The organism is Mucilaginibacter paludis DSM 18603 (assembly GCF_000166195.2).
GTDB lineage: Bacteria > Bacteroidota > Bacteroidia > Sphingobacteriales > Sphingobacteriaceae > Mucilaginibacter > Mucilaginibacter paludis.
The window spans coordinates 5,333,867-5,360,094 of the sequence record NZ_CM001403.1 but is presented as its reverse complement, the minus strand read 5'-3'; the positions used below and the strand labels follow the sequence as shown (position 1 = coordinate 5,360,094).

Below are 26,228 nucleotides of genomic sequence, written 5' to 3'. Positions count from 1 at the left end.
ATGATCAAAAAGATATTTTCACTCATCCTTTGCCTGCTGTTTACAGCGGGTATATCCCGCGGGCAGGATCACCTGTACTCGCAGTTTTATAACTCGCCCAACTACCTTAACCCGGCGCTTAACGGACAGTTTGAAGGCAGCATGCGCATGAACCTGATTTACCGCAGCCAGTGGACCAACATTCCGGGTCCGCTCAATTATTATTCGTTTTCGATGGATTTTAATATTCCGCGCCTCAACGGCGGGCTGGGTTTGCTGTTCACCAAATCATCAGAGGGGACTGCCTACCTGGATAAGATCAACATCGCGGGTATCTATTCTTACAGTGCCGAACTGAACAACGGCGCGCTATCCTTCGGCCTGCAGGCAGGCATGACCAACCGCAAGGTTGACCAGGGCCGCCTGGTTTACCTGGATCAACTGAACGACCAGGGCATTATCCCCGGAGGAACTTCGGCAGGGGCCTTGCCCGAATTGAACAACCGTTTCTTTTTCGATGCCGGGGCGGGCGTTAACCTGGTTTTAGGCGATATGATGATCGGCGCATCGGGGCAGCATCTCAACAAACCTAACGAATCTTTAAGCGGCGGCACTTCGCCTTTACCCATCCGGTTTAATACCTATGCCAGTTGGAAAATAACGCTCAATCCTTATATTGATGAGAGCCCATCGGTTATTCCATCAGTGGTATTTAATACCCAGGCAGGTGTCAATAATTTTAGCGCGGGGATGCAATACAAAAATAAGGGCGTTAATGTAGGCCTCTGGTACCGCGGCACAGGCCAGCAAAACGATGCCATTGTGGTATCGGTAATATTTGACCTGTTTGGCCGCGATGGCAACGACAAAACCCGATTGGGGCTCAGTCACGATATAACGACTTCCTCGCTTCCCTATTCCAAAACAGCCGGAAGTACCGAGGGAGCCTTAAGTTATGAAACCACGTTCCCCGGCCATGGCAAATACGATTATGTAAGAAGGAGCGACGGTAACCGGTGTTACGATTTTTATTGATGCCTGGCGGCGATGTTATTGGTTTATAGTAGCGCATGCACATACTCAGCAGAGTATCTCAAGAAGAAAAGAAGTTGATTGCTTGCGGGTTAAATGATGTTCAGAATAACAACGATATTTTATGTGCAGGTGCTCTGCATCATGCTTAGGTTACTCTTTTTGAATTACCAGATTAATTTTATTGCTGGTCGATAATTCAGGAAGCTTGTCCCAATCACCATTAATTATAGCTTCTTTTTTTTCACGCCGCCAACCTTTTACCTGTTTTTCAAAATCGATAGCAAAGTTAATATCCTGAAATATTTGGCTAAAAACAAGTTTTACAGGTCGCCTTTTATAAGTAAATGCCTTGGGATCAATGCCGCTTTGATGTTGATCTAAGCGGAGTTCGATGTTGTTGGTAACACCTGTATAATAACTGCCGTCGTTACACAACAAAATATATACGTAGTAAGTTTTCATAGCTAAATATAAGTAATGGAAGACAATACAGAAGATTTTTTTGTTGAAGGATGGGCTTAAAGATAGTGAGTTAGCTTAGTAGATCACGAAGAACATCACGCAAATGCCCACCGCACATGCTTCGAGGGGCCTCAGCATGACGCTCATTCAAGTTATCGATTATCAGTACATCTTCTTTACTCAAAAAATCACTATACTTAGCTTACGAATAGCATTACGCAGATGCCCACCGCACATGCTTCGAGGGGCCTCAGCATGACACCCCCGTTTTCTCATCCCCCCTTAACCCCTCTGTGCGCAAAGGCTGTCATCCTACGGTCCCTCGAAGGACGCGCGCAGGGCCGATACGGTATGCTTTTCAGCGTGATTTTGTAAACAGCTTAGATAACAAACTTAGCTTACGAATAGCATCACGCAGATGCCCACCGCACATGCTTCGAGGGACCGTAGCATGACACCCCCATTTTCTCATCCCCCCTTAACCCCTCTGTGCGCAAAGGCTGTCATCCTGAGGCCCCTCGAAGGACGCGCGCAGGGCCGATACGGTATGCTTTTCAGCGTGATTTTGTAAGCAACTTGGATAACAAACTTAACTTACGAAGAGCATCACGCAGATGCCCACCACACATGCTTCGAGGGACCTCAGCATGACACCCCCGTTTTCTCATCCCCCTTAACCCATCTGTGCGCAAAGGCTGTCATCCTGAGTATTCCACCGGGCCTCACCCCGGAAAAAACAGGGATGACGTTTGAAACCTGTAGGCTATTTTGCGCAGATAGGCAAAGTGCGCAAAAGCCCGACTGCACGCCGGGCCGGGAGCTGGCCTGTGGGAGGAAGGATCGGGCAGTCTTGACTTTTTTGGTTCTTTTTGTGTCAAGACAAAAAGAACAAAGCCCTTCGCGCGGCGATTGAGCGCGCCGATGCTCAAATTTAAGAATACTGATGATCGGAGCAAAAATAGACGCGCTGATAATCAACGCCTTAACGATACGTCATTATAAGGTCCCTCGAAGCACGCGCGCAGGGCCGATACGGTATGCTTTTCAGCGTGATTTGCAAGCAGCTTAGATAACAAACTTAGCTTACGAAGAGCATCACGCAGATGCCCACCGCACATGCTTCGAGGGGCCTCAGCATGACACCCTCGCTTTCTGATTCACAACACCCCCTAACCCTTCTGCGCGCAAAGGCTGTCATCCTGAGGCCCCTCGAAGGACGTGCGCGGGGCCCACCCGGCATTTTTCAGCGTGACCAGCCAATATATTCAACATTTTACCCGTTTAACCAGCCGGGTTGTTATTTTTGCGGTATGAGCTACGAAGAGTTAAAAACATATTTTGATACCGCCGTATTGCCTGATACCATGAGGATTGACAGGGCTACTACACAATATGAAGTTGCTAAATATGTTAAACTGGATCTGGAAACGCTGAGGCAACAACCCAACGATCCTGGAAGCAAATACCGTTTGATGCAGATAAAAGACAGGTTAGAAAATCCGTACAGGGGCCGGTGGGGACTTTTGCCAGGGATAGATGCCGTTGTGCCGGAACAATAAGCTAATCGGCGTAACCATCGCTATCTATCAATCTCGCCTTAAAACTTCAACTATTTAACCGTTAAAATTGGTTTCCCAACAATTTATAAGCCTCAATAGCCGTACAAAAAGATACGAGGGATATAATCAATTTTTATAAAACACCCGGAAAGAGCAACCTGGATTAAATGCATTTTAATGCCAGTTAAAAACCATTGTACTGGTTTTAAGCGATACAGCGTATATATAATTACACACTTCGGCCATAGCGGTTTAAATCGCTATGGCCAGTCTTCCAGGTATTTTTTCACGCCACCGGGGCTTTTTCACTTATACAAAACAGCCAAAAGCTGGTGCGATTGAAAATCTATGTATCGGGGTTTAGTTCGCCTTGAATTTCCACCAATCAAAATTGAACAGTTCGCCTTTGTCACCTTTGAAGACCAGGTACAGATCGTGCAAACCTTTAACCTGGCCAACTTTAGAAGACACCGTTGTCCATTTTTGTACCGCTACTGTATTTTTCACATCGCAAACACCAAGCACAGTCCCGCTAATACTATCCAGCCGTATTTCGATCGATCCTCCTGAAACAGGTAATACCGATGCTTCAAAGTACCTGGCATTTTTATTGAAATTAACATTCCTTATCTTGATGTAATCGCCGTTATCAATGGCTGTAACATAAACTCCTCTCCGGCCAACACTATCGGTTGTAGTTTCAATACCTTGCTCCCAGGCTATCGTTTCGGCTTCTACACGTCCAAAAGGGTTAATGCTCCCAGCCCCTTTTGCAACACCAGTTGTAGGCGCTATGCGGGGTATGGTTCCGTCTTCGTTAAATTTAAATTCTTCTACGCAAACAGACCGGGTGAAGCCTCCGCCGCCCGGCAACGCACCGTTATGGTAAAACAAATACGACTTACCCTTATAATCGATGAGGCCCGGATGATTAGTGAACGCCCCTCCTTTTTTGATGATCGTCATAATGGTATCCCGATATCGCCATGGCCCTGTTGCTGTTGGCGCCGTTGAGTAGGCCAAATGTTCAGGAACGCCGCCTGCGGGGTACAAAAGGTAATACAAATCCTTCCGTTTATCCAGCCACGGCCCTTCTTCGTAAGCCGATGGGCGTTTATCAGCATCTTTAAATCGAACGTTAAAGCCTTCTTTAGTTAAGGGTACAGTGATGATGTCGCCAGAGTACGATATCATGTTCTCGTTCAGCTTTACATATTTTAAATAAGGATTACCCCAATATAAATAAGCCTGACCGTCGTTGTCAATAAAAACAGTGGGATCGATATCGCCGTTACCACTATGTATCAAAGGCTTGCCGATAGCATCAGTAAAAGGCCCGGTTGGCTTATCAGAAACAGCTACCCCAATAGACATACCTATGCCTTTTGCATTCATGGGTACATACCAATAAAATTTTCCATTCCGATAAATACACTGCCCCGCCCAGGCATCTTTTTGGGCCCAGCTAAAGGTTTTTAGCGATAGTGGCGATCCGCGGTCTGTCCAGTTAACCATATCCGTAGTTGAAAACAAGTGCCAATCCTTCATGGTAAACCAGGTAGAGCGGTCTTCATCATGACCGGTGTATAAAAAAACCGTGTCTTTGTATATCATAGGTGCCGGATCGGCAGTATAAATAGTTTGAATGACCGGGTTCTGTGCCTGGGCCATCAGCCCGGCAAACATAAAGATCGATAACACGGCGGTTTTTCTCCAGGTATTTTTCATTAGTGGTAAGTAAGATTAATAGAATACTGTAAATAATTCAGATCCTTTTGTTGGCCGAAGCTTGGTTAACGGGCAGGGGGCAATATCTTTACATGACGGGCCGCAGGGTAATATCATATTGTAGTATCTGTTTACAGTGGGTTGACAGGGAGCCAACAACATCAACAGGGCTGAAGGCCATGTAAAAGTATGCCCCATGATCCGGTTCAAATGCCACAAATGTTGAAAATGATAGCAGTTTAGTTTATACCGGGGGGGCTTTCTGAGCCTCATCCAGTCATAATTGATTTTGGCACTCCTTCCAATGGCTGGCTTAGCTCCTTTGCAATGCTCCACCACCCATCGCAGAACTATGGAATATCAATCCATCAGGAAGCGGCCGCCATATCTTTAATGGCAATTTTACGGACACGGTATTCCGACGGTAAAATATTATATTTTGCTTTGAACGATTTGGTAAAATAATGAGGTGTTGAAAAACCTGTTGAATAGGCAATCTCGGCAATGCTGAGGTCAGTTTTTCTGAGTAATACGGTTGCCTTATCCAATTTGATGGAGCGGATAAATTCTACCGGCGGCTCGCCCGTAATCTCAATAATTTTGCTGTAAAAGGACCCTCTGCTCATGTTGAAATGATGGCTGGTTTCTTCTACCGAAAATTTAGGATTATGGATATTCTGCTCGATATAAATCACCACATCCTTAATGAACCTTTCAGCCGACGATTCCACATCAAGATCATTAGGCATTACCCTGATCTTTTTCTGATAGGTTTCTTTAAGCGTTTCGTTTACATGAAGCAGGTTTTTGATCTTGATGTTCAGAATTTCAAAATGAAACGGTTTGGTCAGGTAATCGCTTACGCCGAGTTCCAATCCTGCAAGCTGGTCTTGCTGGCTGGCCATAGCCGTTAGCAAGATGATTGGGATATGACTGGTGCGTTTATCCGATTTAAGTTTGCGGCTCAGTTCTATACCGTCCATATACGGCATACTGATATCACTTACCACCAGATCGGGATGCAGTGCCAGCGCTTTATGCCATCCCTCGCGGCCGTTCGCTGCTTCAGATATCTTATAAGAAGCACCCAGGCTATCCGCCAGGTATTGTCTCATTTCGCTATTATCCTCAACAATAAGCACATGCGGCAGGTTCATCCCGTTCAATACAGGCGATGCTATCTTCCGGCAGGTATCTTCCTCTTCGGGCCCTGCAATCAATACCGGTGCTATTTCCACGGGTAAAGCTATTGCCTCAACGTTGATTGTAAACGTAAATACAGATCCTTCACCGGGCGTACTTTCGGCGGTAATATCACCGCCATGCAGTTGTACCAGTTCGCGGGTAATGGAAAGGCCTATGCCGCTGCCTTGGTTCAGAACGCCCGATGGTGTATCCACCTGGTAAAACCTTTCAAAAATATGATTAAGCTGCGCAGCGGCTATACCCATGCCGGTATCCCTAACCATCAGCGTAACCACATACGAGTTTTGCTGCGGATCCAAAACGGGGTTGAGAATTTCCACCGCGATCTCCCCACCGGGTAAAGTGAACTTAAATGCATTTGATAGTAAGTTGAACATAATCCGTTCAACTTTATCAAAATCAAACTTGACAAACATTTTTTCTTCTGCCGTTTTAAAGCTTGTTTTAATTTGCTTGCCTTCCGCAAGATCATGGAAAGAGTCGGTCATCTCACGAACGAATGAGATCAATTCGCCCTCGGCCACATTAAGCTTTAATTCATTCTCTTCAAGTTTCCTAAAATCAAGCAACTGGTTAACCAGGTTCAACAGGCGGCGCGCATTTTTTTTAATAACGCCTAACTGCTCTGCTACCGGCTGGCCGTGTTGCTGGGCAATTAATTTATCAACAGGAGCCATGATCAACGATATTGGTGTGCGGAACTCGTGACTCAAATTAGTGAGGAATTTAATTTTCATTCTGTCCAGCTCATGCCTGGCTTCGGCTTCCTTCAAGTCTTGCTCATCGCGCAATTTATTTCTCAGCTTTTTAACACCTTGCCTGCGAATGAAAAGTAAGGCGGCAACTATAACCAGCATGTAAAACAGGTAGGCATAAATAGTCATCCAAAATGGAGGTTTAACGATGATCTGAAGTGCCGTACCGGTCTCGTTCCAGATACCGTCATTATTGCATGCTTTTACCCTGAAGGTGTACACTCCTGGATCGATGTTGGTATAGTTTGCTACGCCTGCTATACCGGCATACTTCCACGAACGGTCAAACCCTTCAAGTATATAAGCATACTTGTTCTGCTGGGGGAGCGTGTAGTTAAGTGCTACAAAGCTAATGGCAAAATCCTGCTTATACTTAATGGTTACCTGGCGCATTTTACCAATGTTTACAGGTTCGGGATTACCATGTGCCGGTGCCAGGCGCTTGCTATCCACATCCAGCGCGGTGAGGATAACGGGCGGCGGGTTCGTGTTCAGTTTTACATCTACCGGCTGGAAATAGTTAAAACCATCAACACCACCAAAGTAAATAGTGCCGTTAGAATTTATAATTCCGGCCCCGTTGAGGAAAACGTTATTTTGAAGGCCGTTGTATCGAGAGTATACCGAGAGTTTTTGACTCAGGGGATCTATACGGCAGATGCCGCGATTGGTGCTAAACCAAATCTGACCGGCTTTGTCTTGCAGGAGTTTACAAATGACGCCATTGGGCAACTGACCATTGTTTTTAAAGGCCGAAAACTTTTTGAGTTTGCCGTTGTAAAAGAATATACCATCGCCGCTGGTACCTATCCACATATTTCCATTAGCGTCTTTTAACAGCGAAATGATATTAGTAATAGGAAAACCCGTATTGGCTGGGTTGAAAACTTTGAAGCTACCAGTTCCCTGGTGGTAAACTGCAATACCTGTTCCGTAGGAGCCAATCCAAATATTTCCGTCGGCATCTTCTTCAATGGCCCTGATAAAACCGTTCAGGGGCACCTCGTTGTCACTCCCCGGAATATACCCGGGAAGAAATTTACGAAAAGCATCGATTTTCGGATCGAATACATTGACACCGAAGCCATTGGTACCTATCCATATTTTGCCGCCCCTGTCTTCTTTTAAACAGAAAATGTTATTCTGGCTGATGTTATTTTTCCCGTTTCCGCTGGTATACTGTACATAATTGTTGTTGGTGGTGTTAAGCCTGAACAGGCCATGCCCGAAAGTTCCTATCCATAGTTGCTGCTTACTGTCCATTTGCATGGAAAGAATGGGAAGCCCTGCCGAATTGATCTTTTCGCGGGGGCGGATGTCTACGTGTTCAAAAAGACTTGTTCTTTCGTTAAAAATATTCAGTCCTCCGCCGTCTGTAGCCACATACATTTCATGATCGCTTTTTTGCGCAAAAGAGGATACCAACGGTGAATTTAATCCGTGAGGATCCAATTCAGAAGATTGAATATAGTTGAACAGGGTAAGGTTTTTATCATACTTGTTTAAGCCCCCCATATACGTACCTACCCAGTAAATACCCTTAGGATCAATATAAATACTGCGGATTGACTTACTATTTAAACTATAGGGGTTTCTGCGGTCATGTTTGTACGTAACGGAACGGCCGGTATTAACGTCCATCACATCAAGCCCGCCTTCCGTTCCAATCCAGATATGATCTTTATCATCGGCAGCTATGCTATACACGATATCGCCGCTTAGCGAATGCCCATGCTGATCATTATACTTATAATTTGTAAAGTGCGTTTCATCATCCATCAAGCGGCTAAGCCCGTTTGCAGTACCAACCCAGATGTGCCGGGCCTTATCCTGTGCGATAGTGGTAACCCCGTCTGAAGCCAGGCTTCTTCCATCGCCATTATTGTGCCGCAAGTGGATAAAACTGTTATGAGGGGTATCGAACATATAGAGCCCCGCCATGGTGCCCACCCACATGCGCTGCTTGTCATCTTTAAAAACACATAAAATCGCGCCGACAGGTATTTCGCCCTTATGGCCACTTCCCACTCGCACATGGCTGATGGTTTTGTTTACCGGATCAACCACATCCAGGCCATTCACCGTTCCTGTCCAAAGTTTGCCTTTTTCGTCAGCACAAATGGAGCTAACAACCTCCTGGCTGAGTCGCTGTCCTTTTATTGCAGAAGTGAATTTTTTAAACACATCATTAGGCCTGTCGTAATAATAAAGCCCCGCACCTATGGTTCCAACCCACATTGTACCAGCCTTATCTTTATAGATGCAGCTGATCTCCCTGGAACCCAGCAGCGAGCGCTCGTTGCGCCCAAGGCTATAAACGGTAAAGTGCTTGCCGTCGTACTTGTTCATACCCTCGGGCGTGCCCAGCCACATAATGCCGTCATCGTCTTGTACAATAACGTTAACAATGTTACCCACAAGGCCATCTTTAGTAGTGAGCGCAGTAAACTTCAGATCGGGCGTCTGCGTGTAGCCGATGAAACACCAGAGTACCAAAATCAGCATAGCTATAATCGATACCGCCATGCGGTTAAAAATTACAGATATTATTTTTTGCATAACAATAGATAGTATACTATGCTTCATAGTCAGGTTTTAGATGTGTTAACAATGCAGATTTACACTGCATTGAAAAAATACAGCTCGGACATAGGTTTAAATTGGCTTGCGATGATAATGCCGATGAGTTACACCGCTTAATCAAAGCTAAGCATAATCCTTTATAAAGAGGCCAACATTTGTGCAGAGTAATAACACTCAGGTTCAGGCAACCCTTCTGTTTACGCAAAAAAGGGATAGTCAAACCATACCACCTGCAGGGTATTTAACCCCATAAAAAATTGATTATCAAATTTTTAAATATATTAAAATACTTAGATTTTAAAACATCAAATAAATATTAAAAAAAACGAATATTTACAGCAAAGTTAGACGGCAGCAGGCTCTGTTAAGCTATAAAATTCACCCCCACCTTGTATGGCAAAACGTTTACGGCTACTGATAAAAAGAAAAAACCGGCTGAAATCATCAGCCGGTTTTATTAACCCTTAAAGTGGTAATAATTAATTAGCCTGCTTAGTACTTGCAGGTAAAGCGCTACTGCTTTGAGGTAAGAGTACTAACCTGATATAGTTTTTACCACTTAAATACTTCTGCGCAATCAGCTTCAAACTTGCCGGATCGATGCTTTGAATATTTGCCGAATAATTATCTAACTGGTTGAGTGGCTCGCCGTCTTGTAACTGGTTGTTTAAATATGCCATCCACCAGTTGTTGGTTTTTAAATTTGTCTCGCGGGTGCGCGCGTCTTCGGCTTTATATTTATCAATATTAACCTGAGCCGGGCCATCCGTTTTCAATTTGTTAACCTCATCAAGAGCAGAGGCTACCAACTTATCTACATTTTGCGGGGCGCAGCCAAAAGCAATGCCAAAGTTATACCTGGCATTGGGCAATTTAGCGGTGCTGGCAAAAGCACTTGGGGTGTATACCCCGCTTTCATCTTCGCGCAAGCGCTCCAATAAACGTATTTCAAGCGTTTCTTTAAGCGCGTCCAACTGCTTTCTTTCTTTAGGAGTATAAGTAAAATCGCCGGTAAACAAAAGCTGTACCGTAGCCTTGGGCTCGGTGCCTTTATATATATTTTTTTCGATATGGCCAGTAGGCGGACGGATACCGAGATCTTTAGCATGCTCGTTAATATGTGTTGCAGGTAACAATGCAATATATTTCTCTAAAAGCGGCTTAATGGTTTCTACATCAAAGCTACCCACAAAGGTAAAGGTCATTCCGGAGGCATCTGCAAAACGCTCTTTGTAAATGCGGTAAGCCTTATCCAGGTCTATCTGCTCCAATTTAGCCACTGTAGGCCCGGTACGGCGTACATTATAGTTGCCTAAAATAGCGCTTACCGAATCTTTAAACACGTTAGATGGATCGTTACCACGATTTGCTAAGGCAGCTTTAGAGCGTTGGATAATGCTTTTAAACTGACTTTCATCCTTACGGGGCTCTGTTAAAAACGCATAAGCTAATTGCAGGCAGGTTTCCAGATCTTTATTTGTGCTGCGCGCGCTGATGCCCTGGCTACGCTCGCCGATATAAGGCTGAACGCCTATTTGCTTGCCAGATAAATATTTGCTCAACTCGGTAGTATTGTAGTTACCAGCACCAAACGATGGGATGATACCCGCGTTTGCGGCGCTTTGAAAATCGGCATCCGAATACAATGAGGTTCCACCGGCAGCAAACGAGCTGAACATAATTTCATCGTTTTTAAAATCGGTAGGCTTCAATACAACCTTAACACCGTTGCTCAGCGTAAGCGTTGTAATATTAAGGTGGTCATCTTTTACCTGTTTGATAACCTTGCCGGCAGACGGAGCCTTCGCTAATAAAGCCTGGTTGTTTACCTCATCTTTATAAGGAGCCAAATCTTCGGCCTCAACCGTTTTAAGCCATCCTAATATTGCAGCTTCATCAGGCAAAGTAGCTTTGTCTTTTTCGGGAGCCATGATCAGGATATCGCGGTTATCGGCGCGGATGTATGTTTGCATCACTTTAGCTATATCAGCCAAGCTGATTTTCGGAAGCGCATCTTTTACAATTTGGTACTCCACATCAATACCCGGCGCGGCTTCACCCTTTAAAAAGTAAGCCAGGTATTCTTTAACATAACTTTCAGATCCGGTTTTACTTTTTTCTTTTAAGGCCGATTCCATCTGGCTCTGGTAGTTCTGTTTAGCCCGGTCAAGCTCAGTGGCGGTAAATCCAAACCGCTTTGCCCTTTCAATTTCGCGCCATACATTTTTAAGGCCTCTTTCTAAAGTATTTGGTTTAACAGCTACACTGGCCGAAAAATCGTCAAGGCCGCCCATAAAGCCATCTACCGCCGCACCACCTTGTAAAAAAGGAGGATCTGCTTGCCGTGCCAGTTCGCTAAAACGCTCGGCCAGCATTTGGTTAAACAACTCGTTGGTGATAGCTGTACGATAATCGGCGGCGGTTGTAATGGTACTGGCTTTGTGTTTAATAATGATCTGTGCTACCGTTGATGTCATTTCCGGGTCGGTAACGGCCTGGAATTGGTTAAGCCCGGTTAATGGTATAGTATATTTGGTGCGTACTTTTTCTGCCTTGGGGTTACTGAGGTCGCTAAACTTACTTTTGATGGTTTGCTCCATCTGGTTTACATCAATATCTCCAACTACGATTAAAGCCTGCAGATCCGGGCGGTACCAATCCTGGTAAAAAGACTTTATTGTTTCGGGCTTAAAGCTTTTCAATATCTCTTCGGTGCCGATAGGGATACGGACAGCGTAACGCGATTGGTTTAACAGCGCGGGCCAGTACTGGCGGCGCATCCGTTCCTGTGCTCCTTTGCCCAAACGCTTCTCCTCCAATATCACCCCACGCTCTTTGTCAATCTCAGCGGGTTCAAGCGTAGCTTCATGGGCCCAGTCGCGCATAATCTGGATGCCGTTTTGTAATACTTCCGGCTTATCGGTAGGCAAAGGCAGTTGGTAAACGGTTTCATCGAAGCTGGTATAGGCATTAATATCCGCTCCAAAACGTACACCCGCTTTTTGCAGGTAATCAACCAACTCGTTCTTAGGAAAATGTGTGGTACCATTAAAGCTCATGTGCTCCATAAAGTGAGCCAGGCCCTGCTGATCATCCGTTTCCAGTATCGACCCTATTTTATTGGCCAAATAAAATACAACCCTGTTTTTGGGCTCTTCGTTATGGCGAATGTAATACGTAAAACCGTTGGGTAATTTACCCGTGCGTACAGCCGGATCAAGCACCAGCGGCTTATCCTGAGCAAGGACAGCCCCCGCAAGTGTAACAAAGCCGGCTAAAGCCAGGCATAGATTTTTAATTTGCATTGATTTATTCTGTTTTAATACGAAAACCGGTTAAGTTAATCGTTATATTATGGGATAAATTTCCAGATATATTACCATAAATTAAGATGATAGCGCCGATATCCGTAAATTTTATGGTTAATTGACCATATAGTTGTTTTTTATCCGGCAATTAGAGTAATTAAAGCCAACGATTAGCTCATTTTCCATCTGCAAAGCCAAGCCATCTCGCTAATTGGGAGTCCCAAAATACATTAATTAATATTCGAGGTGCAACTCAATTTCTCCACGGATACCCTTTATCACCAAAACAAGGCCATCTAATTGTTGTTTTAAATATGCCGTAAAGTAAAAAAATCTTACTGCAACTTAAAGTGAATCGTCCGCAAGCCACATGGCAACGGTAAAATGTTTGTTCATGTTAAATTGCTTTCTTAAAAGTAAAATAATATTTTAGCGACTATATTACTGCCTTAGATGCTTGCCGAACAATTAAAACACGACACCCTGGAAAGCCACCAGGCATTAGAAAAAATCTTGATTACAAAAATCCGGGCCATCCGGTCAACCAACGACTACATTAATTTATTACAACTTTTTTACACTTACTTCGGTGGGCTTGAAAAACAAATGTCGACGATGTTAGTTTCTGATATTCTGCCTGATTATCACGATCGCCGCAAAGCAGCGTCGTTGGCAGAAGATATCACTGCATTGGGTGCTACCCCTGCTGAACTGGCCGCTACAGGCAGCTTACCTGTTCTTGGTTCGGTACCAGCAGCGTTGGGCGCCCTGTATGTAATTGAGGGCTCAACATTAGGCGGGCAGGTGATCAGCAGGATGATTGCGGGGCAGTTAACCTTGCCTGAACAACTGGGGCTTAGTTTTTTTACCGGCTATGGTGCAGAAACGCAACCCATGTGGCAAAAGTTTAAAAATAGCATCAACGGTTTGGCATTAACACCCGAAGAAGCTTTGGCGATGATTGATGCTGCCCGCGAAACGTTTGTAAAATTTAAAAAGTGGATGGATAGCCATGGCTAAAAATAATTACGATTCGGATTTTTGTGGAAGCCTTCCGCTTAACCACATCAATGTGATCCAGCCTTACGGCTATTTACTGGTATTGGAAAAAAACAGCCTGAATATCATCCAGGCCAGCGAGAACATCGCCGATTTAACCGGCGAGCCCGTTCAATCGCTTATAGGCAAATCCGTTGCGGCTTTAAGCAGCGATTCCGACAGCAGCAAGCTTAACGCCCTGGCAATCAAGGCGAGGTTACCGCTAACGCTTACCCTGGCCGGAAAAACAATGCACGCCCTGGCGCATTTAAAAGATACCTACCTTTTGCTGGAACTTGAATTGATGGATGCTGCCGCAGAGCGCACATTTACCACAGTATTTGAAGAGGTTAAACATGCCATAACAGCTATTGAACAAACCAGCACTGTGGACGAACTGAGCCGTACCGCAATCCTGGAACTGCGACGCTTTACCGGTTTTGACGGAATTATGATGTATCGTTTTGATAAAGAATGGAACGGTACCGTAATTGCCCAGGAAAAAAATGAAGGTTTGGACGATTATATGGGCCATACTTTCCCGGCATCTGATGTGCCGCGGCAGGCTCGCGAACTTTACCTTAAAAATCCGTACCGCCTTATACCCGACCGTAACTACAACCCGATCAGGTTATATCCGGTAATCAACCCTGGCAGCCATACCTTTACCGACCTGTCCGACTGTAATTTGCGGGGCGTTGCGGCTGTACACCTGGAGTATTTAAAAAACATGAATGTACAGGCGTCCATGTCTATCCGGGTTATCCATGGCGGGCAGCTCTGGGGCCTTATCGCATGCCATCATATTACACCCCTTCATTTAAATTTCGAGGTATGTTCCATTTGCGAACTGCTATCATCTGTAATTTCAAACAAAGTCTCCGCCATTTTACAACAGGAAATTTTTGAACGCGAAACTGAACTGCAAAAACAACAAACTGCTTTGGTGGCACAGGTTTACGCGGAAGAAGATTTACTTAACGGCATGTTAAATGAGCAAGCAGTTAACCTCACCAGCCTCTTCCAAGCTGCCGGTGCTGTGGCCGTATTATCTGGCCGTTTTACGGCCATCGGACAGGTTCCGCCGGTAGATTTTATAGAGAATATGATTCTTTGGCTGCAAAATAAATCTGCCGGGCAGGTTTTTCATACCGAACAACTGCCAGAAATTTTTGACGAAGCCATACCGTATGCCGATGTGGCCAGTGGTGCCTTAGCCATAACAATTGATAAAGAAAAAGGAGATTTCATTATTTGTTTCAGACCCGAAGTTGTTCGTACCATTAACTGGGGCGGTAACCCCAACCAGGCCATTAACTTTGAGCCCGGCAGCAAAAACTATCATCCCCGTAATTCGTTTAAAATATGGCAGGAAACGGTACGCCATACTGCGCTCCCCTGGAGTGGCATAGAACTGGACACTGCCGAAACGTTACGCAGTTTTATTTATGAATTCAGGACCAGATCCAATGGCTAAAGTTAAACCGTTGCAGTTCCCGGAGTCAAAATTGGCAGACCGCTATATCATCGCCATCGGCGCATCCGCCGGAGGCCTGGAAGCGATACATGATTTTTTTGACCACATGCCCGGCAACTCCGGTTTTACCTTTGTGGTGATCCAGCACCTTTCGCCCGATTATAAGAGCCTGTTGGTTGACCTGGTTTCAAAGCATACTCACATGAAAGTGTTTGAGGCCACCAACGATGTGATTTTGCAGCGTGATTGCGTTTATATTATCCCCAACAAAAAAATCATGACCATCCGCGGCAACAAACTGCGGTTGGTTGATAAAATCAAAGATAAATCGCCTAATACGGCAATAGATACCTTTTTATTTACACTTGCTAAGGATAAAAAGGATAAGGCTATAGCCATTATTTTATCAGGCACAGGGACAGACGGCACCAAGGGCGTAGAAGCAATAAAGGAATGCGGCGGCATGGTGATTGTACAAGACCCCGCCACGGCCAAATTTGACGGTATGCCCAACAGCGCCATCACATCGGGCAATGCCGATTTTATATTGCCACCCGCCAAAATGCATGTGGAGGTTTACAATTACGTTAACCAACGCCACCTGCCCTTGTTGGAGCAGGATCAATTGGATGACAACCTGCTGAACGAAATTTTCAGGTTGGTACACATCAGCAGCGGCCAGGATTTTAATCTGTATAAAACGCCCACTATTTTGCGCCGAATTGCCCGCCGGATGGCAGCCGTTGAGATAGACCGGCTGGAAAATTACATCGGCCTTTTACATCAGGATCCGCAAGAAGTAAAAGTTCTGGCTAAAGATTTTTTGATAGGTGTAACCAAATTCTTTCGTGATAAACCCGCGTTTGATATCCTGGCCCAACAAATTATTCCGGCCATCGTTAAGTCCAAGCAAGAGGGCGAAATTATCAAGATATGGGTTTGCGCCTGTAGCACCGGCGAAGAGGCTTATTCAATCGCTATCTTATTTAACGACTATCTTGACCGTACCGGGGAGAGCCGTGAGTTAAAAATATTTGCCACCGATGTGGACGAATCCAGCATCGAAATAGCGGCCAGAAACTGCTATCCTTTATCTATCGGGAACGAAGTGCCGGCGGCTCTTCTTTCCAAATACTTTGTTAAAGACGACAAAAATTACAGTGTGCTACCCGGTATACGTAAACAAATTGTTTTTGCGCGTCACAACGTCATCAAATCGCCGCCTTTTATTAAAAACGACCTGGTTACCTGCCGCAACATGCTCATTTACATGAACAATCTGTTGCAGCAAAAAATCATGTCGACATTTCATTACGCACTGAATAAAGAGGGCTACCTGTTCCTGGGCTCGAGCGAAAATGCCGCCAGCATTAAAGAGGGCGTTAACGAAATTAGCGGAAAATGGAAAATTTACCAAAAAACCGGAACCATTAACTATGGCTTACACCATACCTATACAACAGCAACCCCCAATTTAAAATATACCGAAAAGCGCCCCCTGGCCAAACCCGGCGAATATCAAAAACACATGGAAGAGGAATTTAGGGAACTGATGATCTCTGAATTTAGCGCAGTAGGTATTTTTATTGATAAGAGTTATATCATCAAAGAAACTATCGGAAATTATAGCCGGTACCTTAACCTTCCTGAAAAAAAACTCGACCTCAATATTTTAAACATGGTGAACCGGGAGGTGTCTGTTATGCTGAACACCGCCATTAGAAAAGCCTGGAAAGAGCGCCAAAAAACACACCTTAACAGGGTTAAGTTAAAGCACGACGACCGGGAACAGTTGTTACAGATCACCGTTAAACCACCCGACGAAAGTTCAACAAATGATTATACTTTGCTGCTGTTTTCGGAAATTAAAACCGACCCGGTAAGCAAAGAGGGTATTGTTTTGCCCCCCGTTAACGCCGGTAGCGACCAGGAGTACCTGATGGAGATGGAAGCCGAGTTAAGCGAAACGAGGATAAATTTGCAAATGGCGGTTGAAGAAATGGAAACCACCAACGAGGAACTCCAGTCGAGCAACGAAGAGCTGCTATCTGCCAACGAAGAACTCCAGTCGGGCAACGAAGAGTTGCAATCACTCAACGAGGAACTGCATACGCTGAATACGGAGCACCAGCTAAAAATACGCGAACTGGTAGAATTAAACGACGACCTGGATAATTACTTCCGCAGTACGGATATAGGGCAAATATTTGTTGATGCCAACCTGCGCATCCGTAAATTTAACCCGGCAGCTATTAACATGATCAACCTGATTGATGCTGATGTTGGCCGCCCCATCAACCACCTGTCCAACAATATTTTATATGATAACCTGATTGCCGATATCCATAGTGTGCTGGCAACCGGCCAGGTGATTGAGAAAGAGGTATTGCTAAAAAGCGGAACCAACAACCTGATGAGGATTATGCCTTATGTAAAAAAGGATGGCCAGCATGACGGTGTGGTGATTTCGTTCATCGATATTTCGGTAATAGTAGAATTAAACCAGATCATCTCCGGGGTGTTTAACGCCAGTACGGCAGCTATACTGGCTTTCCGGGATAACCGGACCGAAGGCAGTAAAAATCCCGATTTCCGATGCATAGCTTATAACGATGCCGCTTTAACGCTTTTTGGCAAACCAGCGGTTGAGATGGATGCCCAGCCCCGGCTTCAAAGTTTCCCGGAGCTTATAGGGATAGCAAGTGCCGAACAATATGCCAAAGCGGCCCGCCAAAGCAAAGCCTGGGAAACCGAGCTGCATACCGGGCAAGATAATTGGTACCAGGTTACCATTGGCCCCATGCGCGAGGGTTTTGTAGTGAGCCTCACCAATATCACCGCGCGCAAAAACGCCGAACAAAAATTAAAGAAGAATTATCACGAACTTATTAACGCCCGCGAGGGATTAAAAAACCTGAACAGCCAGCTGGAAAATAAGGTTTATGAACGCACCCAGAAATTAACCGAAAGCGAGGAGCGCTTTAAACTGGTATCAACGGCTACCAACGATACCATCTGGGATTGGAACCTGGTGAGCAACACCATGTGGCGAAGCGACAACTTCACCTCGATGTTTGGTTACCAACGGGATGACGAAACTAACCAGATCAGTTTTTGGTTCGGCAAAATTCATCCTGATGATCGTCTGCGGGTTGAGCAGAGCGTTTTTAATGCCATTAATCATCATGAAAAGCAGTGGTCGGCTGAGTATCGTTTCCAGAAGGCCGATGGCACGTACGCCATTATACTTGACCGCGGCCGGATATTGGAAGACGAGTTTCATACTCCCTACCGCCTTGTTGGCTCCATTATTGATATTACCCGCCTTATTGAAACAGAAAAACGCCTGAGCCAGAGCGAAAATAAATTCCGTAAGGTATTCGATTCAAACCTGATCGGGATGTGCTTTGCAGATCCTGACGGCCGCTTGCTTGAAACCAACGATGCCTTTTTAAATATGTTGGGGTACAGCCGCGCAGATATGGAAACAGGGCAGCTTAACCTGCAAAACCTTACCCCGCCCACCTCGCGCCAGGCCAGTAGCCGCGCACAAAAGGAACTGGACGAAAATGGTTTTTGCCAGCCATATGAAAAGCAATACATCCGCAAAGATGGTAGCCTGGTGTCGGTTTTAAAGGGTTCGGCTATGTTGAGCGAGGACGAAAAACAAATATCGGTTAGCTATATACTGGATATCACCCGTCAAAAAGAGCTACAGCACATGATCAGCAAACAACAGGAAGAGTTTTACAGCATCTTTACTAACGCACCCGCACTGATCACCATACGCCGGGGGCCTAACCTGGTATATGAATTTGTAAACAATGCCTTTATCCGGCTTGACGGGCAACAAAACTATATTGGCCGCAGCACGGCAGAAATAAATCAATGGTGGCCAGGCACAGAACTCGGTAGGGCAGATGCAGAAGTGATGCGTTCGGGGCAACCCTTCACCGGGCGCTCTGTCCGGATACAATGGCCTAATGCACAAACAGGTAAACAAGCCGATCATTGGTTCGACTTTATTTTTACACCTGTGTTTAACGACGATGATAAGTTAGATGGTATAGCTTTTTTTGGTTTTGATGTTACCGAACTGGTGAAGGCGCGCGAAACTACAGAAGAGTTAATGCATAAAAAAGATGAGTTTTTGAGTATAGCCAGCCACGAGCTTAAAACGCCCATTACCAGCCTCAAGGGTTCGTTACAAATACTCCAACGGATTATGGCCAGGGAAGGCGGCAAAAATACGGTAATGGATTTTGTTGGGAAAGCCAACAACCAGACCAATAAACTAACCACCCTGGTAGACGATTTGCTGGATGTTACCAAGATACAGGCCGGTAAATTGTTACTGAATTACGAAACATTTGATGCCGTACAACTGGTAAAAGAAGTACTGGAGGAGGTGCGTGCACAGGAGGGTACACATGAATTCATCCTGCAGGGTGAAGGGCTAATCACCATTACCGCTGATAGGACCAGGCTGGAGCAGGTGATCACTAATTTTTTAACTAATGCCATCAAATATTCGCCTAAAGGTGACAAGGTAATCCTCAATTGCTCTTTATTTGAAAATGAGTTTAAGCTAACCGTTCAGGATTTCGGAATCGGCATTCCCGAAGCCAAAAAGGATTATTTGTTTGATCGCTTTTACCGTGTTCAGGAATCATCTACCCATTTTTCGGGCCTGGGCCTGGGCCTTTACATTTCGGCCGAGATTATTAAGCGCCATCGCGGCCAAATCGGTGTGGAAAGCGCCATCGGTGAAGGCGCTACCTTCTGGTTTACGGTGCCTCTACAGCCTTAGCAAATGGCATAAATAAGATCAATATGCAGTAATCCGTTGCACCAATTCACAAAGAAAGGGCTTGTACATAACTTCTGTACTCACCCTCTTTTCGTGCTATGGTAATTGATGATTAACCATCAGGCACTTCGATTACAAAATGCGCTGCAATGCGTTCATCAATTCGACCCCGTGAAGGTTACGGCCGATTATTTTTCCGGATGGATCAATCAGGAAATTCTGAGGGATGGATTTGATCTTTAAAAGTTGGGCGGCAGTGTTTTGATGATATTTCATATCGCACAACTGAATAAAATTTTGAGTACCATCCTGCTTAATGGCGGCAAGCCAATTGGGTTTACTTACATCTAACGATATCATCATCACCATGAAGCCTTTATCATTATATTTATCAAAAGCCCGCTTAACATTAGGGCTTTCGTTACGGCAAGGCCCGCACCATGATGCCCAAAAATCAATCAGGACGTATTTCCCCTTAAATTCAGATAGCTGAACAATGTTACCCAGGGTATCAGGCTGGCTAAAGTTGGGCATGCTGTCGCCAACCTTAAAGGCGTTCTCGTCGGCCATACGTAGTTCAAGGAGTTTACCGGCCGCTGTTTGTTTCAGGGAGTTATCTAAAAGAGCAAAAGCTGCCGGAAAATCGGGCGGGTTAGCAATAGGCTTGGCAAATTGCTGCACCGCCAACAACGCTACCGGAGATTTGGGGTTGGCCCGCACATAGTTAGTTACATAACTAAACTCAATAGCCCCCAGCGAATCTAAACGCGGCCTTATCTTTTGCATCATGGGTACATTGTTTTCCCTTTCATATGCATAGTAACTCATATTCAGGGGCCGCATCTGATCGTAAATTGTAGAAAGGCCGGCCTGATACGACAAATACTCGTTGTGCAGCTTATTGCCTTTTACAACCCCGCCATTTAAAGAGTCGGCTGCTAAAAAAACCATTTTTGTATTCGTCAAAAATAAACGGTAAGTGTTTCTTTTTATGGCATAATAGGTATCGGGAGCAGGTATTGTATGTTTTAATTTTAAAGTGCTTAACACCGGCTCGGCAACTGTACCTGTAAAGGTAAACTTTCCGTTGACCACAACGGCGCTATCAACAGACGATCCGGCGGTGAGATATACAACGGCGGCATCCGGTATTGAAACCAGTTGCCCCTTTATTTCGTATCCAACGTGTTTATTTTGAGCTTTTAATGTTTGCATCATCAGCATCACCGTTAAACTATAGATTAAGGTTCTGATCATTTTCATAGAGAGAGGTTTATTTGATATAGGCTATTAAGTAAGGCTGATATAGCACTACTGATAAAATTACGCGGGGCAGGCCTGCCCCGCGTAATCAAATTACTGCATTTCAGTTTTTATTGCTCAATAACCCGTATTCTGGGTAAGATTACTATTGTTTTGTATTTCTGTTTTTGGAATAGGATATAAAGCAGCATTAGCTGTCCAGGTGGTTTTTAATGTCCCTAAAACAGCATTAGCGCGCGCTGTTCTCCGCAGGTCATTCCAGCGGTGCCCGTATTCGCCAAATAACTCTATCCTTCGCTCCTGTTCAATAGCCAACAAAATATCAGCTTGAAGCGTGGCCGTGGTATTAAGCAGGCCTGCCCGGTTTCTGATCACGTTGATGTCGGCGATAGCGCCGGTCAGATTAACCTGCTTTGCCCTGGCTTCGGCACGTATCAGGTATTGTTCTGCCAAACGCAGGCAGGTAACATACTCGCCTGTTGCGGTTGTATTGGCAACCTTTTGCTTGTATTTAGAAAAATAGTAATAGGGAATTCCCTGATAGGTAGATATGCCAACCCAGTTGGTGTATCTGCGGTCGCCCGACTCAAATGCTTTAAGCAGGCTGCTGCTTAATTGAAAATCCGGAATGGTTGTAATATCCAGGGTGAAATACTGCCCCTCAGTGGTATATCCTTGGCCCGCGGTTCCTGACGGCGAAGCGTCAAATTGCAATATGGCCTCAGTATTATTTTTTACAAAGATGCCACCAAGGTTAGCGGTAGAAAGCAAACTAAAAGGCGAGGCACTAATTACAAAAGTGGCGTTTGCTTCGGCATTTGCCCAGTCGCTGGTGTAAAGGTAAACCCTTGCCAGCAGGGCAGCCGCAGCATATTTATTAGGCTTGGTACGCTGACTCGACGAGTAAGAGTAGTCTGCCAGTAATGAGGCTTTGGCATCGGTTAAATCACTAATAATTTGTTGGTATACCACGGCTTTTGCACTACGCGACAGCGAATTGTTAACCGCACGGTCGGGAGTTAGCGGCATGGGCACATCTCCCCATAAATTCACCAGGTAAAAATAACAAAGCGCCCTCATAAATTTCGCTTCACCCAGGGCTTCGGTTTTCATAGCATCGCTAATGCCACCTGTACTGTTATTGATACCGGCAATAATGGCATTGGCCTGGTAAACCGATGAATAGCAACTGGTCCACATAGAGGATACGGAGCTATTATCTGCCTGAACTGTATTCTGGATAAAGGCATCAAAACTGGAGCCCGAAGTAGCATATTGGGCTTCATCAGCAGAACAACCTGTTACAAATGACATGGAGAATTGCAAATCGTAAGAATTACCGATAGCAAAGGAATAGTACATACCTGCCAAAGCAGACTTTACCGTATTGTCGCTGGTGAAAACGGTAGCCGTAACTAATTGATTGCTGGGTGCATCAACATCTACGAATTTTTTGCATCCGCTGATTAACACGCACACTAACAAAACCAGTTGGCAAATGATTAGTTTATAGGTGATCTTTATAGTTTTCATATCGGATATTTTAGAATGAGAAGTTAACACCTGCAATAATTGTACGTAGTGGCGGGATATTACTTGCCGGAGTCTCAGGGTCATAACCCTTAAATTTGGTAAAAGTGAGCAGGTTTTGACCTTGCAGGTAGAAGCGCGCCGAACTCATTTTTAAACTCTTAACCCAGCTATCTTTAAAGGTGTACGAAAACGCCACATTCTTTAATCTCAAATAAGCGCCATCGCTAAGCACGGCGTCAGACTGGATATATTTAGTATAGCTGTTATAGGCGGTGCCATCTGTATTGATCCCGAAAGTGCGTGTGGCTATTTTTCCATTCGTTTGCTTAAATAAATCGTACATATAGCTCGACATATTTACCGCGTTATATCCCGGAGGGGCAGTTCCGGCATAATAATCTATACCGTATTGTGTGCTGTGCCCGGTAAATTGCAGCATTACATCCAACTGGAAGTTTTTATACCTGAAAGTATTGTTCATTCCGCCGTAATAATCCGGGTCTGTTTTACCAACCGCTACCTTATCGCCCAGGCCGTAGGCGGCCAGGCCGGTTTCGGAGGTACTTGTAATATTGGTTGAGCCACTCTTGTTGGCATCCTCAATGGTTGGCAAATTAGTAACGGGTGAAAGGCCTGTGTAATGATAAGCATAGATGGTGCTAAGCGATGACCCCACCACCAACGAACTGGTATACTGCGTACTTTCTATACCAGGGAAGGATAACAACTTACTTTGTACAAAGGAGATATTGAAATTGGTGGTCCAGTTGAAATTTTTGTTTTTGAAATTCTGGGTGGTTAAAGTAAATTCAAAACCTTTTTTCTGAATGGTTGCTGGCAAATTGCCGTAATAGGAGTTAAAACCTGTAACCGTGCTTTGGGGGATGCTCACCAGGGAATTATTCACCCTGTTGCGGAACCAGGCACCTGTTAAAAGTATCCTGTCTTTTAAAAACCCGAGGTCGAGGGCAAATTCCAGTTTTTTATTAACCTCCCATTGTAGGTCGGGGTTGGCGAGTGAGGTTGGCGCCAGGCCAGTTGTACCATTATAACCATACGATGTGGTTTTATAAGAGTCTAAATAAAGGTAATTAGGAATCTGGTCGTTACCGGTAGATCCGTAACTTGCCCTGAGTTTTCCGTAGCTCAAGGCCGGAAGCGTATTCTTAAATAGGTTCTCTTCGGTAAATATCCAGGCGCCGCCAACCGAACCGAAGTTTCCAAAACGTTTATTAGCACCAAACTTAGAAGAGCCATCGCGCCTGTAATTTACATTCAGGATGTACTTGTTTAACCAGTTGTAATTAGCACGCCCAAAAAAAGATTGATATTTATATTCGGAATTAAAATTGTAAACATTGACGGAACCGGCACCCGAAATGGAACCTAACAGTGCATCGGAGCTGTAATTAGTGGCCACCACATAGAACGGCTGGTCGTATTTATTATCCTGGAAAGTTGCGCCCGAAAGTAAATTCAGATCTCCGCGGCTTATCTTCAGCGTATAATCTACCTGTGGTTCCACATTCCATGTTTCTACGTTATTTTGCTGGCGTTTGGCCGATGGAAGCGTACCCGATAAAGGATTGATGCTTTGTGAGTAAGCAAGGTCCTGCGCATCGGCAACCAATTTATTATAAGATGTATTCAATTTAATATTCAAGCCCTTAACCGGTGTGTACTTCAGCAGGATGCCGCCGATAAGGTTATTATTTTTAGCTGAATATTTTTGGTACATGTATTTCAGCGGGTTTTCATACTGTAGCGAAAAAGTATTCAGGTTAAACCAATATAAACCTGTGCCCGCTGCATTGTATAATGGAAAATTAGGTGCCTGGCTAAAAGCCACAGCGCCCAGGTCTGTCGTATTTCCCTGCCTGGCCACGTTATTATTTTGGTCGAGCGCTAAAGTAGTAGTGATATTTGCGGTAAACTTCCTGTCTAACGAGCTGTGTTCAACCGCTAAGTGTACACTCCCCCTGCTGTAAGTATAGTCGCCGGGTATTACCGTTGTTTCGTTATGGTAAGTACCGCTCAAAAGGAAATTGGTTTGGCTGTTACCTCCGGTAAACGTGGTGGAAGCATCTGTGGCATGGGCGGTTTTCCCCATTAATAATTTTTGAAAATCGGTAGATTTGGTGGTATCCCATACCATCAGATCGGGCGCGTTGGTAGCCGTGGGCGTAGCACCCGAATTGGCAAATGCTTTGCGCCTGACTTCCAGATATTGCGCAAGCGTCATATCTGATACCTTGTGCAGGTTGGCTACATCCGATATACCGTTACTGAAATTAACGCTCAGTTTCGTTTTACCAGATTTTCCTTTTTTGGTCGTAATTAAGATCACACCGTTACCGCCCCGGCTGCCGTAAATAGAGGTAGCATCGGCATCTTTCAATATTTCGATACTTTCAATATCAGCCGGATTAATAATATTTAAAGGGTTGTTGCCAAAAGACGGCCGCAGGTAACCTACACTATTGCCACCAGCGGTGTAAATAGGTTCTGAAATAAAAGGAACACCATCAACAATATATAAGGGAGCTGTGCCCGTAGCAGGTATGGTGTTGCCATTATTATCCGAAACAGATGGCAAAGATTTAGCAGCCCTGATCTGCACATTGATGCCCGCTCCCGGTGAACCGCTGTTCTGGCTGATGAGCAAGCCCGGCACCTGGCCCTCTAAAGACTGCAACACATTGGTTACCGGTTGTTTAGCTATATCTTCGGCAGTTACCTTGGCTATAGCGCCGGTACTGATACGCTGGCTGGTTTTTTGCCCGTAGGCCACTACCTGTACTTCGTCCAGTTTGGAGTTACTTGGCTTCATCACAACGTTTACAAAAGATGTTTTACTTTCTTTTACAACCAGTTCGTACTTTTCATAACCGATGTAGTTAAAAACCAGCACATCGTTTTCATTTATACCGTTTAAATTAAACTCACCGTTCAGGTTGGTAACGGTTCCTTTCCCGGTGCGCTTATTAATGATGGTTACACCTGGTAAAGGCGCGCCTTCCCCCATTACAACACCATTGAGATGAAGAGGGGGCGCCAATAATTTGGTTACCTTTTCTATCAGCGACAATTCTTTTTTTGAAACGATGACTGATTTATTTTCGATTTTAAACTCGAGCGGCTGGTCTTTAAATATTTGCTCTAAAACATCGTTCAGCTCCATACCAGTTACATTTACAGTAACCGGCGCTGAACCTTTGAGCGTTGATGCTGTGAAAAAAAAGTCGTACCCGGTTTGCGCCCTGATCTGGTCAAAAACCACAACCAAAGGCAAATTCTTGGCCTTGAGCGTAATCCGCTGCGCATAGGAGCTCGCGCTTGCCTGTACGATAGCTGTTATTAAAATCAAGGTAGCTAACTTCATGATCAACAGTAATTTATTTACACGGCCAGGGGGCTGTATAAAATTATCGGGGTAAATTTTGTACATTTGTTATAGCAGGATTAATGCGTTGAGCCTATTTCATTGTCGAG

General features: G+C 44.8%; 12 protein-coding genes. 5 read left to right on the top strand and 7 right to left on the bottom strand.

The features are described 5' to 3' along the window. Positions 1-1,014 carry a PorP/SprF family type IX secretion system membrane protein gene (locus MUCPA_RS22660; protein WP_008509553.1) on the top strand — a complete coding sequence of 338 codons (1,014 nt, stop codon included), beginning with the start codon at positions 1-3 and terminating at the stop codon, positions 1,012-1,014. A gap of 150 nt (positions 1,015-1,164) precedes the next feature. On the opposite strand, the gene MUCPA_RS22655 is transcribed toward MUCPA_RS22660, so the two are convergent. Further along, a complete protein-coding gene (locus tag MUCPA_RS22655; protein ID WP_008509552.1) occupies positions 1,165-1,476 on the bottom strand; it encodes a GIY-YIG nuclease family protein in 312 nt (103 codons plus the stop codon). 1,310 nt (positions 1,477-2,786) lie between these two features. On the opposite strand from MUCPA_RS22655, the gene MUCPA_RS37860 reads away from it, so the two are divergent. Then, a complete protein-coding gene (locus MUCPA_RS37860; protein WP_157543967.1) occupies positions 2,787-3,035 on the top strand; it encodes a DUF6965 family protein in 249 nt (82 codons plus the stop codon). Between the two features lie 360 nt (positions 3,036-3,395). Here the strand turns inward: MUCPA_RS37860 and MUCPA_RS22645 are convergent, their stop codons facing one another. The 3 genes from MUCPA_RS22645 to MUCPA_RS22635 all read right to left on the bottom strand — a co-directional run bounded on the left by MUCPA_RS22645 (position 3,396) and on the right by MUCPA_RS22635 (position 12,612). Then, positions 3,396-4,763, bottom strand: a complete 1,368-nt coding sequence (locus MUCPA_RS22645; RefSeq protein WP_008509550.1) for a glycoside hydrolase family 43 protein — start codon at positions 4,761-4,763, stop codon at positions 3,396-3,398. 368 nt (positions 4,764-5,131) lie between these two features. Beyond that, positions 5,132-9,283 (bottom strand): hybrid sensor histidine kinase/response regulator transcription factor, encoded by a 4,152-nt coding sequence (locus MUCPA_RS22640; protein ID WP_169316195.1) that lies wholly within the window; start codon positions 9,281-9,283, stop codon positions 5,132-5,134. 503 nt (positions 9,284-9,786) lie between these two features. Then, positions 9,787-12,612 (bottom strand): M16 family metallopeptidase, encoded by a 2,826-nt coding sequence (locus tag MUCPA_RS22635; protein WP_008509548.1) that lies wholly within the window; start codon positions 12,610-12,612, stop codon positions 9,787-9,789. Positions 12,613-13,068: 456 nt separating this feature from the next. On the opposite strand from MUCPA_RS22635, the gene MUCPA_RS22630 reads away from it, so the two are divergent. From MUCPA_RS22630 to MUCPA_RS22620, 3 genes are read left to right on the top strand one after another with little or no spacing between them, the layout of a single operon-like run. Further along, positions 13,069-13,635 (top strand): biliverdin-producing heme oxygenase, encoded by a 567-nt coding sequence (locus tag MUCPA_RS22630; protein ID WP_008509547.1) that lies wholly within the window; start codon positions 13,069-13,071, stop codon positions 13,633-13,635. Next, complete coding sequence (locus MUCPA_RS22625; RefSeq protein ID WP_008509546.1) at positions 13,628-15,130, top strand: GAF domain-containing protein; 1,503 nt, start codon at positions 13,628-13,630, stop codon at positions 15,128-15,130. Before MUCPA_RS22630 ends, MUCPA_RS22625 begins: the two co-directional genes overlap by 8 nt. After that, on the top strand, positions 15,123-19,940 hold the full coding sequence (locus MUCPA_RS22620) for a chemotaxis protein CheB (protein ID WP_008509545.1): 4,818 nt from the start codon (positions 15,123-15,125) through the stop codon (positions 19,938-19,940). The genes MUCPA_RS22625 and MUCPA_RS22620 overlap by 8 nt, the downstream gene beginning before the upstream one ends. 132 nt (positions 19,941-20,072) lie before the next feature. On the opposite strand, the gene MUCPA_RS22615 is transcribed toward MUCPA_RS22620, so the two are convergent. The 3 genes from MUCPA_RS22615 to MUCPA_RS22605 all read right to left on the bottom strand — a co-directional run bounded on the left by MUCPA_RS22615 (position 20,073) and on the right by MUCPA_RS22605 (position 26,184). Beyond that, positions 20,073-21,197 carry a TlpA disulfide reductase family protein gene (locus tag MUCPA_RS22615; protein ID WP_169316194.1) on the bottom strand — a complete coding sequence of 375 codons (1,125 nt, stop codon included), beginning with the start codon at positions 21,195-21,197 and terminating at the stop codon, positions 20,073-20,075. A 123-nt stretch (positions 21,198-21,320) separates the two neighbouring features. Further along, positions 21,321-22,736: a RagB/SusD family nutrient uptake outer membrane protein gene (locus tag MUCPA_RS22610; RefSeq protein WP_008509543.1), complete on the bottom strand. Its 1,416-nt coding sequence runs from the start codon at positions 22,734-22,736 to the stop codon at positions 21,321-21,323. A gap of 10 nt (positions 22,737-22,746) precedes the next feature. Continuing rightward, on the bottom strand, positions 22,747-26,184 hold the full coding sequence (locus MUCPA_RS22605) for a SusC/RagA family TonB-linked outer membrane protein (protein WP_008509542.1): 3,438 nt from the start codon (positions 26,182-26,184) through the stop codon (positions 22,747-22,749). Positions 26,185-26,228: the final 44 nt, after the last annotated feature.